Raw genomic sequence first — 13,947 nt, 5'->3', positions numbered from 1 at the left:
TTGTTTTGCTGCACCTAAGTGTCGAAAATTTTTACACTCATGAAATTTGGCTGTTTACTTATGAAGCTAAGATATTGTAATTATTACAAAATATTCAATTGGCTTAATATGTGCTTTTTCCTAATTAACAAACCTCATAAATTAGGAAATTGAATAATGAAAAAAGTAACCACTCTAGCACTGATATTTGCTGGCTTAATATTGTCAGCTACAGCACAGGCTACCGTTATTTCCTTAGACGCCTATTTAGGCAGTGATTGGAAGGCAACGGTCACCCCAGAATCATTTGACAATACCTGCTACCCCTGTGCTTCTAATATCTTTGCGACAGGCTCAACATGGGAATCAGCGAACAGCGGTTGGAACAGTAGCGCTAGCTATGATGACTCTTCTTGGTCTGCATACAGCGGTGGCTTACCTGCGGGGGCACTTACTCCATTCTATGCACGTCAAGTATTCAACATCGGTGGGACTCCAAATTATGGAACATTTTCCATAGGCGTTGATGATGACTCGCTAGTTTGGGTTAACGGTATACTTGTTCCTGGGCTAATTGATAATAACGGTGGCAATAGTGGCGTTCAAACGGCTGATATAACGAGCTATTTGGTATCTGGTGACAACGTCATCGCCTTTAAGGCACACAACAGTGCAGGCGGCGGTTTTGGAGTTTACGGTCTTACTGGTTCAGTGACATACGAAGCCAATGCTGTGCCAGAACCTACAACATTAATGCTTCTTAGTCTTAGTATTGCAGGAATTGTCTTTAATCGACGCAAAAAAGTGTAATCACCTTTTTAAAACAAAGGTCAGGTCTTTCCAAACCACACTTCAATGTCACTTCAGTTAGAAACACGTGATTGATGCGGTAGGTAAAGACTTGACTTTAGCTAAGCGCTCTCATGCAGGGCTGGTTACTTCTCAATACCTAACATGCCTCAGCGAATGTGAAAGTCGATGCCGTATCGAACAAAACCCACCTGTTGTACAAGGGCTTAAGTAAAGTCATTTGAAATCCCCCCTTCCTGCTTCAGTGCTAGTATACTCAGGTTAATGGCTGGCGCTTACCTAGCACGTTTTCGTTCAAAAAATTGAAAAGAAATTGGTTTCCGGACAGTCGTACCCATTTTTATCCCATAAAATATTTAAGCTCAAAAAGAGTTCATAATCCCAAAAATTTATACTTCAGCTTAGAAAATTTAAATTTGTTGTTAGAGCACCCAAAGACTTGTTGTATATTGCTGTCACTTTGACTAAAAGATTTTTAAAATGAACGCACACACTGTAATTGTTCTCGACTTTGAAACCACAGGTTTATCACCGGATAACGGGGATAGAACAATTGAGATTGGTGCGGTCAAATTAGTTAATGGTGTTATTACGGAGCGATTTCAGGAATTAATGGATCCTGGACGGCCAATAAATTATTTTATCGAAGATTACACCGGAATTACCAACCAAATGTTAAGTTCGGCTGCGCCTTGCGGTGAAGTTATGGCCCGATTTGCTGACTTTATACAGGGACACAACTTAGTTGCCCATAACGCTTCATTTGATAAACGATTTTTAGACAGTGAACTTCAACGTATTTCCGCAGATTATGATGGCGACTTTGCTTGTTCTCTTCTCTTATCAAGAAGATTATATCAAGATGCACCAAACCATAAACTTGGCACATTGGTAAACTACAAAAATATTGAATCCAACGGCAGCTTTCACAGAGCGTTATATGACTCTGAAATGACTGCGAAGTTATGGTTAGTGATGCTTAATGATATAGAACAACAAACAAGTGTTAGTGACGTTCCGTTTTCACTTATACAGAGGTTATCAAAAATGCCTAAAAAGAACATTGATACCTTTTTAGCAAAGCTTTAATCGTAAAATTACCTGCAAGTTCCCGCCATATGCATAACCCAGAACATTACGTCAAAATGTAACTTAAAAGCATTTGAATAAGCTTTGGTATTTTCTGCTTTATTACGTCATCTCCTCTCCTAATTAGTAACGTTAAAAAACCAAAGTTACTAGTACGTGTTACACTCAAAATTAAAGTTAAGCGCTTATCTCAACAATTGTTTAGATCCTGAGGGGTTTATGGTTAATATGTTGTTTTGCGTACTCATTTTTTAGAAAAACAACAAACGGTTTTGTATATTTCATTTCGTGATATATGAACGCGCTAAAATATGGTTTTAATCAGGTTTGAATACACCCATCTTTATAGAAGGCGATTTAGTGAAGATCCTAACAGTTGATAATATCAGTAAGCGCTTTGGTTCACATCTGGCGGTAGACAATGTTAGTTTTGAAATAAACCAAGGTGAAATTGTTGGTTTTTTAGGAAAAAATGGCGCTGGTAAAACAACCTTAATGCGCATGATTACGTCATTCTTGGCCCCAACGACGGGTAAAATATTGGTAGACGGTGATGACATCTCCAAACATTCCCTAGCTATAAGGCAAAAGATAGGTTATTTACCGGAATCCCCTCCTTTATACGCAGAAATGTCGGTTTATCAATATTTGAAGTTCGCTGCCGAAATAAAAGAAGTTCCAGCAAAAAAACTGACGGTACAAATCGCAAAAGTAATTGATGAGTGTAACTTACAAGAGGTTGCAAAAAAAACCATATCAACCTTGTCTAAGGGTTACAAACAGCGTGTTGGTATAGCGCAGGCTATTATCCACGACCCCAAATTACTTATTTTAGACGAACCCACGAGTGGTTTGGATCCGATTCAAATTCAACAAGTCTTGTCGTTAATTAAAAATCAACGTGAACAACGAACCGTATTGCTCAGTACTCACACTTTGTCAGAAATTGAGCAAATAGCAGAGCGCATTTTAATGATTAAGACAGGTAAGTTGGTTATCGACGAACCTTTAGAAACACTGCTTCAAAACTATAAAGGCGGAAGTATAGGTGCTTTAGGTGACAATCCCCTAAACAAGGTTGCTACATTAGAGCAGATATTTATCGATTTTCACGGCGTTAGTGCCAAGTCAGCAATAGCAGATAATAAAACACAATGAATAAAATATATGCGTTAACCAAAAAAGAATTGCGAAGTTACTTTAGCAGTCCTATTGCCTACATTATTCTTATTGCGTGCTTGTCCTTGTTCAATATTTTGTTTTTTATGATCATTGACCAAAATAAAGAAGTGTCGTTAAGAGATGTGTTTCAGGTAATGGAATTTATGTTTATTTTCATTATTCCAATGTTAACGATGAAAAGTTTTGCTGAAGAAAAAGCAAATGGCACGATGGAATTTTTATTAACTGCGCCTTTAACACCGAGCATGATTGTACTAGGAAAATATTGTAGTGTTTTACTATTTTACTCTCTTTTAATTGGCCTAACTGGAAGTTACTATTTTATCGTTGAGTACTTTGGTGAACCTGATTCAAGTAGCATGCTTTCCGGTTATCTCGGAATTTGGTTAGAAGGCGCACTGTTTATTGCTATCGGACTATTAACCTCTTCTTGGACCCGCAATCAAATTATTGCTGCAATGTTGTCGTACATCATTTTATTTATGCTCTATTTTTCAGTTACCTTTAGTAAGTATTTTACGGGAGCCGCTGAAAACTTCGTCATACAACTGAGTACCCGTACACATCTTGAGAACTTTGCAATTGGCATGATATCCATTGGTGACCTTGTATATTACCTTGCAGGTATTGTTCTTTGTTTGACCCTCACCCGTGTCAGTATAAATCATAGGAGCTGGTCTTAAATGAACAACATGGAAGTGTTAAAAAGAAAATTTAAATCAATCTCGCCGATTTTGATGGCAATGTCTCTAGTGATGGTCGCTTTAGGGTTATCTCTGTTTTACATCAATGCACAAAGCACGTTTTGGTCATGGACGTTAGCAAGTTTTTTAATTTTTATCGGTTGTTTATCCACAGTAGTTTTATTTTGGTTTCTATTCACAAAAAACGAGCAAACCGTAGAAAACAGTTACAAAACACAAGACAGCCTTTATGGTCGCTGGCGCACCCCTATTTTGATTGTTTTGTTAATAATAGCGAGCGTGGGATTTTTAGGAATAAGTCATTACATTGCAGGAAAGTTTCCAACGCCGTGGGACGTCACTGCTGGTAAACAGCATACAATGACTAGTAATACCATTAAATTGGTCAGTTCTCTAAATAAGAATGTTGAGTTAACCGCGTTGCACGTAGGGACTCCGCCAAAATATCTACAGGATTTATTTAACAATTACGAGCGATTGTCCAATGGCTTTATTACCACTCAAATAATTGACCCAATTGAAAACATTTCATTTGCTGCAACCTTTGGTAACGTTGTTAATAGTGACGAGCAGAAAGTTATCGTACAGTCCGACAATGTACGACAGGACGTTGATTTTACTAAAGACTTGCTGACAGAAGAACAACTAACCAATGCAATCGCTCGTGTGACTCGAGAGCCAGCAAAAGTGTATTTTCTCCAAGGGCACGGAGAATATTCAACTTCCAATCAAGGCAATATTGGTTTGTCGACGTTTAAGCAGCTACTCGACGACAACAACATTCAAAGTTATCCACTAATGTTAGGTATCACGCCTGAAATTCCAACGGACTGTGACGTGTTAATTATCGCGGGGCCAAAAACAAACTTAACTACACAGGAACAAACATTAATTACCAACTACTTAAGAGATGGTGGTGATGCGTTATTTTTGATTGAACATTCTTTGGTAACAACCCCAGATCAGCCGCTAACCGACGAGCAGCAACAGCTAAATCCATCACTTAATGAAATCATAAATCAGTGGGGACTTAATGTAGAGTCCGATGTTGTGGTCGACTTGACCAATCATATAGGAAATGATGTGGGCAGCCCTGCGACTAAAAATTATCAAAATCATAAAGCCATCACAGCTGATCTTGATTACACATTCTACGTTCGACCTCGTTCTATTAAAATAGTTAATGGTCGTCGTCCAACCATTAAACTTGCTGTTATTGCCGCCACAGCTTCTAAAGATCAAAGTTGGGCGGAAACAAATCGATATTTAGAAGTTCAATATGATGCAGGCGTCGACACCTTAGGGCCTGTGCCAATGTCTTATGTCGTCCTTGAAGAACATAAAGGGCGACATGCAGGCGATGGCGTAACACTAAAAGCAAAATCAGATACTCGGCTAATTGTATTCACCGATGCAGACTTCTTGACGAATGTTTATATCAATCAATACAGTAATTCAAAAATGGGATTAAACATTGTTAATTGGTTAGCCGATTTGGACTATCAAACCTTGATGAGTTCAAACCAAATAAAAGTTGAGCGACTTGATTTAACCAGTCAACAAAAACGGGTAGTCGTCGTGATACTGTTTTTCTTGCCGTTTTTGATCGCCCTATTCGGTCTAGTGGTCTGGATGAAGACTAAAGTTAACTAAGTTCTGCTGCTAAATAGTCAACTAAAAAGCGGATCTTCGGTGATAGGTGCCTGTTTTGTGGGTAAAGGGCCCAAATCCCCTCGTCGGGTACCCGGTGGTTATCCAACAAGGAAACAAGTTCACCGTTTTCTAAGTACTGTTGTACGTAATAATCTGGTAGTTGTACGATGCCCAACCCTTTGAGCGCCGCGTCGACTAGACCAAAACCACTGTTGTATCTAAGCTTGCCTTTTACTCGCACATTTAGGTCTCGTCCATCTCCTTTAAAATGCCAACTGTCTAACGTGCCAAGTAAACAGTTGTGTTTGTTTAGCTCAGATAACGTATGCGGTGTGCCAAATTGTGTTATGTAACTAGGTGACGCACAGACATAGTTTGTTCTAGATCCAAGTTTTTTAGCCATCATAGTTGAGTCAGCTAAGTTTCCAACTCGAATGGCTAAGTCGTAACCACCGTCGACTAAATCTATTTGGTGATTACTTAAATACGCATTAATTTCGATTTCATTATGTTGTGCCATAAAGTTGTTTAACAAAGGTAAAATATACTGCTCACCAAAGGTGACTGGCGCAGTCATTTTAATCTTTCCCTTAGGTGTCGACTGCAAATTGGTGATTGCACGTTCTGCCGCATCTAATCCGTCAAGCACGCTTCTACAATGTTGATAAAATATACGCCCTTCTTCCGTTAAAGCGACTTTTCGAGTGGTTCGATAAAACAGTTTTACGTCTAAACGACGTTCTAATGCGCTAATTTGACGACTTACTTGAGCCGTTGAAATAGCCAGCTTTTTTGAAGCTAAGGTAAAGCTTTCACTTTCAGCGACAAATACAAATTCACTGATCCCTTCCCAATTCATTAAAACCTACCTTTAAATGCCTTTTGTTAAAGTACGACTTCAACCGTAATAAAATTTGATTTAGCAGTACAAAAATAATAGTCGTAATGATGTAACACTTACCCCTTAAATACCATTGATTATTACATATAGGTAAAACTGATTTGTAATTTTGACCTATTATCACAAACTAAAATCTGAACTAGACTTACTTCACTTAATGCAGTCAGATCCATTAATGTTAATAATACGTTCTGCCATAGGTCAGCTTAAATAACATAGATTTCTGTCTCTAATTGTAGATAAATCAAAACCTTGGTAGATATCTAGCTAGTTTCGGCTATTGCAATAAACACATATTAATTAAAAGCGAGAATTATGATGTCCGATCAATTTATTAAATCAAAGGCGGCAATTGCCTGGGGTCCAAACCAACCAATGACAATTGAAGAAGTTGATGTCATGTTGCCAAAAAAAGGCGAAGTTTTGGTTAAAATTGTTGCGTCTGGTGTGTGTCATACTGACGCATTTACCCTATCTGGTGAAGATCCGGAAGGGATCTTTCCTGCAATTTTAGGTCATGAAGGTGGTGGCATAGTAGAACAGGTAGGTGAAGGTGTTACAAGCGTGCAAGTTGGCGATCATGTCATTCCACTTTATACGCCTGAATGTGGCGAGTGTAAATTTTGTACTTCTGGCAAAACCAATCTATGTCAAAAAATACGTACCACTCAGGGCCAAGGGTTAATGCCGGATGGTACTACCCGCTTTTATAAAGATGGTCAGCCAATTTTCCACTATATGGGTTGTTCAACGTTTTCTGAATATACTGTTTTACCAGAAATATCATTGGCGAAGGTCAACAAAGCTGCACCACTAGAAGAAGTTTGCTTATTGGGGTGCGGTGTCACAACAGGTATGGGCGCTGTAATGAATACAGCCAAAGTAGAAGAAGGCGACACGGTTGCAATCTTTGGCCTTGGTGGCATCGGTTTATCTGCAGTAATCGGTGCAACGATGGCAAAGGCAAGCCGAATTATTGTTATTGACATCAATGAAAGCAAGTTTGAATTGGCTAAAAAATTGGGTGCAACAGATTGTATTAATCCTAAATTGCATGACAAGCCTATCCAAGACGTTATTGTTGAGCTAACTGATGGCGGTGTAGATTATTCGTTTGAATGTATTGGTAATGTTGATGTTATGCGCTCTGCCCTTGAATGTTGTCATAAAGGTTGGGGAGAATCGGTGATTATTGGCGTAGCAGGTGCCGGTCAAGAAATATCCACTCGTCCATTCCAATTAGTGACCGGTCGAGTTTGGCGCGGCACTGCATTTGGTGGCGTTAAAGGTCGTACTGAATTACCAAACTACGTAGAGCGTTACTTACAAGGTGAGTTTAAACTTAGCGATTTTATTACACATACTATGCCTTTACAGGATATTAACTCTGCATTTGACCTTATGCATGAAGGCAAAAGTATTCGCACTGTTATTCACTTTGATAAATAGCAACTGATTATAGTGGCTGCTTTATGTTAAGCAGTCACCTTAAATTACATCTTTTTATTGACTATAAAACACAAACTTATCGTCGCTTATAAATTAGTGAGTTAGGTCGTATTGGTTTGTGAAGTTCAAACTAGGCATTTAGGGCAAAAACATGACAATTGAAAATATTAGTGCAACTAAGAGTTTTAATGGCTGGCACAAACAGTATCGACACAAGTCCAACGTACTTAATTGCGAAATGCAATTTGCTATTTATCTACCACCGCAGGCAACTAGCGGTCAGCCTGTGCCTGTTTTATATTGGTTATCTGGATTAACCTGCACTGATGAAAATTTTATGCAAAAAGCCGGTGCTCAGCGCATTGCTGCAGAACTAGGCATTGCTATAGTTGCGCCTGACACCAGCCCTCGTGGCGATAGTGTTGCTAACGATGAAGGTTATGATTTAGGTCAAGGCGCTGGGTTTTATGTAAATGCGACGCAATCCCCCTGGGATAAACATTTTAAAATGTATGACTACATTGTTGAAGAACTACCAGCATTGATAGAAGAGACGTTTCCTGTATCAGATAAACGCGCGATCTCAGGACACTCTATGGGTGGGCATGGGGCATTAACGATATCAATGTTAAACCCTGACCGATACGCGTCGGTTTCAGCCTTTAGTCCTATTAGTAACCCTATGAACTGCCCTTGGGGTCAAAAAGCATTTAGTGCATATTTAGGTAACGACAAAGCTGCATGGCGCAAGCATGATGCCAGTGAACTTATGCGAATTGCCACCAAATTTGTTCCTACAAAAGTTGATCAAGGAAACGCAGATAATTTCTTAAATGAACAGCTGAAGCCTGAAACACTCGTTTCGGCAGCACAAATAAGTGGTTATCCGCTTCAATTAACTCAGCATGATGGTTACGATCACAGTTACTTTTTTATTGCGAGTTTTATTGAAGAACACTTACGCTTTCACGCAATACATTTAACAACAAGTTAGGTTCTTACTCGCAATTTATGCTGAATTAAAATGTAAAAAAACGGGCAAATCATTAGCCCGTTTTTTTATATTTGTTATTTGTTCGGTGGTTGATACAACCAAAACCACCACACAATGAAGGCGATTAAACCGATTCCAATTAAATTAATCAATAACATTGATTTTATCCTTAGTTAATATTACTTAAGCAAATATAGAGCGTGTTAGCGCAAAAACTAATTGATTATTGCTTTGGACTCATATGAGTAGAATTAATTTTTAACCAGCGCAATCGGTTAGCGTTCGACACCACCGTTACTGACGACAACGCCATCGCAGCGCCCGCGACGACTGGGTTTAGCAACATCCCAGTTAATGGATAAAGTACGCCTGCGGCCACTGGGATCCCGATAATATTGTATATAAAGGCCCCCACAAGGTTTTGTTTGATGTTTTTAATCGTTGCTCGACTTACGGCAATACCATCAACTAACCCATGGAGTGAACCTCTAATGAGTGTGATATCGGCACTTTCAATAGCGACGTCTGTGCCGGTCCCAATCGCAAAACCAACATCAGCTTGCGCCAATGCGGGGGCGTCATTTATTCCATCACCAGTCATCGCTACGATTTGATGATCAGTTTGAAGATGTTTAACATAAAGCGCTTTTTCCTCTGGTAATACTTCCGCTTTAAAATCGTCTACCCCGACTGATTTTGCAATTGCTTTTGCCGTGTCATAATTATCACCAGTCAACATAACGACGTTTATACCAAGTTGTTGTAATCGCAGAATGGCTGGCTTTGAATCAGATTTGATTGGGTCGGCCACGGCGATAATCGCGGCTAGTTTATTATCAACAGCAAAAAACATAGGCGTTTTTGCTTGTAGGGCAAAGCTTTTTGTTAAATCTGTATATTCATCAATTTGAATGCTACTGTCGGCCATAAGCCTAGCATTGCCAAACGATAGCAATTTATTATCACAATGAGCTTCAACACCCTTCCCTGTTTTTGAAGAAAACTGCGTTATTTTGACCAACGGTAAATTACGTTCTTTTGCACTTTCTACAATTGCCTGAGCTAATGGATGTTCAGAGCCAGACTCTAAACTCGCGGCCAGAGATAATATGTCGTTTTCTGACATTAGATTTACAACATGGATGTCGGTCACCTTTGGTGAACCTTCTGTAATAGTGCCTGTTTTATCAAGCACCATAGTGGTAATCTTTGATGCCGATTGCAGCGCATCGCCGTTACGGATCAATATGCCGGCTTCAGCAGCTTTACCAACACCTACCATAACAGACATCGGTGTTGCTAAACCGAGTGCACACGGACACGCAATAATTAGCACGGTCGTTGCGGACACCAATGCAAAAGCGATAGTGGGTTCAGGTCCAAAGTTGAGCCATACCAATGCACTACAGACCGCGATAATTAGTACAATAGGGACGAAGTATGCGGATATGACATCTGCCAATTTAGCGATTGGCAACTTAGAGTTTTGGGCTTTTTTAACTAAGGTAATGATATTAGCTAATGCGGTGTCTTTACCTACTTTGTTCGCCTTAAATAAGAACATACCGGTTTTATTTATGGTGCCAGCGATTACTTTGTCGCCTGTGTTTTTTTCAACAGGCATAGGTTCACCGGTTAACATGGCTTCATCAACCGTTGAAGCGCCAGATATAACATGTCCATCAACTGGTATTTTTTCACCCGGTCGTACTTTCACAATATCGTTAATTACCACTTGTTCAATTGCAATCGTAACCTCTTCGTTGTCCCTAACAACAATCGCTGTTTTGGGCTGTAAGCCAATAAGCCGTTTAATCGCTTCAGATGTTTTACCACGAGCTGTAAATTCAAGCGAAAGTCCCAAATTAATAAGCCCAATGATCATCGCCGTAGCTTCGAAATACACATGACGAGCCATTTCTGGAACCATCATTGGCGATAGAACAACTACCATAGAATAGAGCCACGCAGTACCTGTTCCTAATGCAACTAAGGTATCCATATTGGCAGAATGATTTTTAAAACTTTTCCAAGCACTGCTATAAAAATGGCCTCCGGATAAATACATAATAGTCAAGGTCAATAAACCAATGGTGCCCCAGACCGCGCGTTCGTTGTTTGTTACGACGGTCATCTCGCCAATAAACATGCCGTATATCATAAGAGGAATACCAAGTGACAAAGCCGTAACGGTATTTTTTATTAACTTTTTGTATTGTAATTCATCAAGCTTTTGTTTTTCTTCCTCGGCTTCCTCACTAACATTGTCGCTAACGATAGTTGCCTTATACCCCGCTAAATCCACAGCATTTTGGAGTTCTGTTACGATAGCTTTTTTACTATTATTTTCAACGTTAGCAACGACAACAACCGTCCTGTCGCCAAAATTCATTTCCGCCGACGATACATTTTTAACCGTTCGCAAAGCTTTTTCGATTTTTAATACACAACTCGAACAAGAAGCGCCTTCAATGAGTAATATAATTTCCATCTGATTTTGAGGTTGAGGTTGAGGTTGAGGTTGAGCTTCAGATGCAGTACCGATATTGCGTTGACTATCCTTTTCTTCAGGCAATTGTTTAGCTTTACAGCAGCTACTTTGGGCTGGTTTTAACTGTTCTTTTGAATTTGTAAGGTCACCTATCGTTGAGCTATTCTTTGTCATGAGTCTCGCCTCCTAACGTTTTTGGTCCTGTCTTTTGAGGACTGCTATTGTGATTAGAAGTTTCAATACCAGCTAATGTAACTTCCTCAGGTTTACTCATGCCAGCATGTCCAATTAAATGGCAGACCATATCAGATGTAGGACACCGGTCGTCCATTTTTTCCCACAAAGACAACGTATCTATCATTTTCTGTCGTAGCGCTAACATCGCTTGGAACTGTTTTTCTGTTTCTGCTAACCGTTGTTTAATTATTTCTCGAACCATAGGACACGCGGTTTTACCCTGCTTTGCCTCAATTAAAATGTTTTTTATGTCTGAAATCGTAAAGCCCAAACTACGAGCACTAAGTATGAATTTGAGCTGAGATACATCTTGAGGGGAATAGTATTTATAGCCGTTGCTACTTTTAGTGGGCTTAAGCAATTTTTCTCGCGTATAAAAACGTACAGTATCAGCAGAAATGTTTAACAAACTGGCGAGTTCAGATACTTTCATCAGCATATCCTTTGGTGGTTATACAATTAATATGGTCAGTTTAAACCTGTGAGTTAGACACAGGTCAACCTTGTTTTAGAATTATTAACCCGTATGTTCAAAAGCTAAGTTAATCGCTTAAGAGCCATATTTTAGATATACAACGGGCCTAAAACAGGCCACATTGATGTTAGGGAGCCTTCAATTATTTTGAGTTACGACTAAAGTCATCTTTAAATATATTTACACTATCGATACCCAACAAATGCAGTTTATTTTCTACTTCAATCATCATTGCAGCAGGGCCGCACAAATAAAATTCAATGTCGGTAAGGGGGTCGTCTTGATTAATGTAATCTTCCAATATGTCTTGAACGTAGCCTTCGCGACCTTGCCAGTTTGAACTCGGCTGCGATAAAACAGGGACATAATTAAAGCTGCTATTAGTTGACTCTAATTTTTTAAATTGATCTTTGTAAAGCAAATCCTTTTCAGTACGTGCGCCAAAAATAAAAAGTGTTGGGTTGCTAACGTCATACTTATTAAATTGTTCAAAAATAATTGCCCTCAGTGGCGCCATACCAGAACCCGCACCAATAAAAACACGTCTGTTTAGTGAGTTTGGACGAGCGTAAAATTCACTAAAAGGCCCCGTTGCTTCGATAGTATCGCCAAGCGAAAGTGAACATAAATAGCTTGAACCAATCCCTACCTCGCCAATTTTATTTACCGGAACTTGCCACCGAACAGCAAATGTTAGCTGATGAGTTTCAGTATCAAAGTTGACAATTGAATAACTTCTAACGATTTTGTCGTGTTGTAATGTTTGGCTTGCCATACCTTTCCAAAACGATTGATAACCCTCTGGTACATCGTCAAACGTGGCTTCATATTGGCTAGCAGGAATATGGAATTGCATATACGCCCCAGCTCTATAGTTTAAAACCGCATTTGAAGTAGGTTCAAATTTAAGTTCTTTTATAAATGGCGTAACAAATTCACTAGATACTAAAGTCAGGTAAATGTGTTTTGCATTTAATTGTTTAGCCAACGTAATATTCTCAAATTCACTAACGTTATGTTGGCACGAAAGTCGGTATCCCTGCTCTAGTTCCTCCTTTGATAATTGTTGTCTATCCGCTGGCCATATAGATGCATCTTTATTTGCAATAAACTTACATTTACCGCAGGTTCCCCCACCGCCACAACTAGATGGTATAAAGACACCTTTAATCGCTAAACTTTCCAATACAGTGTCGTTGCTCTTTAAGATGAGAGTCTCAGTTTTAGAGTTATCTGAATAATGTAACTGGACCGCCTTATTTGCTTTGTGAAATGAAATTTTAAACTGTTGAGATTTAACTAACTCTACCAACCAAATCAGTCCTGATATTGACAAAAAAAACGTAGCCGCGCCAAATAGAATAATCCACCAATTATTAAAACTCCCCTGATTGTTATAGTCCATAAAATGCAAAGTAAACATGAGGTCACGTAATCGACGATCGTCATTAAAGTGACCAACAACCTCACCTGTGTAGGCATTTACAAAAACTTCCGTATTATCAACATCACCTAATTGTACTTTCCATACAGCTGTTTTTTGTTTTGGCAAATTATCTATAGGCGGTTGAACAAAGCTTATTATTGGCTCAGTTACCGTCCCTGTGAATGACTGCTTTGCAATTTTTAATGCATCCCTTTCTGTTAACTGAAAAGACGTGCCTGTCACCGCGTGAACAACGAGTTGATCCTGTAGCGCTTCTGCATGTGCTGGTAGCTCATATTTTAATTGATAATAGGGTTCACCTAAGATCCAAACTAGATTGAGCGCTTTCGGCGCGGGTAATCCCAATGATTTTATCGGCTTAAACACAAAGTCTTGATGGTTCCCAATTTGACTAACATGTTGGCGATTGTTGTTCCCCGTGGCTTTTTCGTGGTCCATCAAATTAAAATAGAGACCCGTTGCTAACCAAATGAGTAATTGAATACCTACAAATAACGATGCCCATTTATGAACTGTTTTACTCAATTTATACATAT

General features: G+C 39.2%; 10 protein-coding genes and 1 pseudogene. 7 read left to right on the top strand and 4 right to left on the bottom strand.

Annotated features, from left to right (window positions below; all coding sequences use genetic code 11):
• Nucleotides 1-156 precede the first annotated feature (156 nt).
• The 5 genes from KO525_RS06070 to KO525_RS06050 all read left to right on the top strand — a co-directional run bounded on the left by KO525_RS06070 (nt 157) and on the right by KO525_RS06050 (nt 5,417).
• A complete protein-coding gene (locus KO525_RS06070) occupies nt 157-789 on the top strand; it encodes a PEP-CTERM sorting domain-containing protein (protein ID WP_215962895.1) in 633 nt (210 codons plus the stop codon).
• Nucleotides 790-1,269: 480 nt separating this feature from the next.
• The gene (locus KO525_RS06065) at nt 1,270-1,878 is read left to right on the top strand and encodes a PolC-type DNA polymerase III (protein ID WP_215962894.1); all 609 of its coding nucleotides are present in this window, start codon (nt 1,270-1,272) and stop codon (nt 1,876-1,878) included.
• A gap of 360 nt (nt 1,879-2,238) precedes the next feature.
• Nucleotides 2,239-3,036, top strand: coding sequence for an ABC transporter ATP-binding protein (locus KO525_RS06060; protein ID WP_303521047.1), 798 nt, complete (start codon nt 2,239-2,241; stop codon nt 3,034-3,036).
• Nucleotides 3,033-3,743 (top strand): ABC transporter permease, encoded by a 711-nt coding sequence (locus KO525_RS06055; RefSeq protein ID WP_215962893.1) that lies wholly within the window; start codon nt 3,033-3,035, stop codon nt 3,741-3,743. Before KO525_RS06060 ends, KO525_RS06055 begins: the two co-directional genes overlap by 4 nt.
• Nucleotides 3,744-5,417, top strand: coding sequence for a Gldg family protein (locus tag KO525_RS06050; protein ID WP_252736701.1), 1,674 nt, complete (start codon nt 3,744-3,746; stop codon nt 5,415-5,417).
• Here the strand turns inward: KO525_RS06050 and KO525_RS06045 are convergent.
• Nucleotides 5,410-6,276, bottom strand: coding sequence for a LysR family transcriptional regulator (locus tag KO525_RS06045; protein ID WP_215962892.1), 867 nt, complete (start codon nt 6,274-6,276; stop codon nt 5,410-5,412). The two genes, KO525_RS06050 and KO525_RS06045, sit on opposite strands and share 8 nt — an antisense overlap.
• Before the next feature lie 360 nt (nt 6,277-6,636).
• Here KO525_RS06045 and KO525_RS06040 point away from each other — a divergent pair, with 360 nt between their 5' ends.
• Nucleotides 6,637-7,767: an S-(hydroxymethyl)glutathione dehydrogenase/class III alcohol dehydrogenase gene (locus KO525_RS06040; protein WP_215963050.1), complete on the top strand. Its 1,131-nt coding sequence runs from the start codon at nt 6,637-6,639 to the stop codon at nt 7,765-7,767.
• Between the two features lie 151 nt (nt 7,768-7,918).
• Nucleotides 7,919-8,761, top strand: a complete 843-nt coding sequence (gene fghA, locus KO525_RS06035) for an S-formylglutathione hydrolase (protein ID WP_215962891.1) — start codon at nt 7,919-7,921, stop codon at nt 8,759-8,761.
• Between the two features lie 223 nt (nt 8,762-8,984).
• Here the strand turns inward: fghA and KO525_RS06030 are convergent, their stop codons facing one another.
• From KO525_RS06030 to KO525_RS06020, 3 genes and pseudogenes are all read right to left on the bottom strand, one after another.
• The gene (locus tag KO525_RS06030; protein ID WP_215963049.1) at nt 8,985-11,252 is read right to left on the bottom strand and encodes a heavy metal translocating P-type ATPase; all 2,268 of its coding nucleotides are present in this window, start codon (nt 11,250-11,252) and stop codon (nt 8,985-8,987) included.
• Between the two features lie 286 nt (nt 11,253-11,538).
• A pseudogene (locus tag KO525_RS06025) lies at nt 11,539-11,922 on the bottom strand (MerR family transcriptional regulator); the annotation flags it as partial.
• A gap of 184 nt (nt 11,923-12,106) precedes the next feature.
• Nucleotides 12,107-13,945 (bottom strand): PepSY domain-containing protein, encoded by a 1,839-nt coding sequence (locus KO525_RS06020; RefSeq protein ID WP_215962889.1) that lies wholly within the window; start codon nt 13,943-13,945, stop codon nt 12,107-12,109.
• Nucleotides 13,946-13,947 lie beyond the last annotated feature (2 nt).

It is taken from the genome of Psychrosphaera sp. B3R10 (assembly GCF_018861025.1).
Taxonomy (GTDB): Bacteria; Pseudomonadota; Gammaproteobacteria; order Enterobacterales; family Alteromonadaceae; genus Psychrosphaera; species Psychrosphaera algicola.
This window is presented reverse-complemented; position numbering and strand designations above follow the sequence as displayed.

Bases quoted from the DNA above. Each gene is read 5' to 3' on its own strand.
- KO525_RS06070 (WP_215962895.1), top strand. From the start codon at position 157: ATGAAAAAAGTAACCACTCTAGCACTGATATTTGCTGGCTTAATATTG.
- KO525_RS06065 (WP_215962894.1), top strand. From the start codon at position 1,270: ATGAACGCACACACTGTAATTGTTCTCGACTTTGAAACCACAGGTTTA.
- KO525_RS06055 (WP_215962893.1), top strand. From the start codon at position 3,033: ATGAATAAAATATATGCGTTAACCAAAAAAGAATTGCGAAGTTACTTT.
- KO525_RS06050 (WP_252736701.1), top strand. From the start codon at position 3,744: ATGAACAACATGGAAGTGTTAAAAAGAAAATTTAAATCAATCTCGCCG.
- KO525_RS06045 (WP_215962892.1), bottom strand. From the start codon at position 6,276: ATGAATTGGGAAGGGATCAGTGAATTTGTATTTGTCGCTGAAAGTGAA.
- KO525_RS06040 (WP_215963050.1), top strand. From the start codon at position 6,637: ATGTCCGATCAATTTATTAAATCAAAGGCGGCAATTGCCTGGGGTCCA.
- fghA (WP_215962891.1), top strand. From the start codon at position 7,919: ATGACAATTGAAAATATTAGTGCAACTAAGAGTTTTAATGGCTGGCAC.
- KO525_RS06030 (WP_215963049.1), bottom strand. From the start codon at position 11,252: ATGGAAATTATATTACTCATTGAAGGCGCTTCTTGTTCGAGTTGTGTA.
- KO525_RS06020 (WP_215962889.1), bottom strand. From the start codon at position 13,945: ATGTATAAATTGAGTAAAACAGTTCATAAATGGGCATCGTTATTTGTA.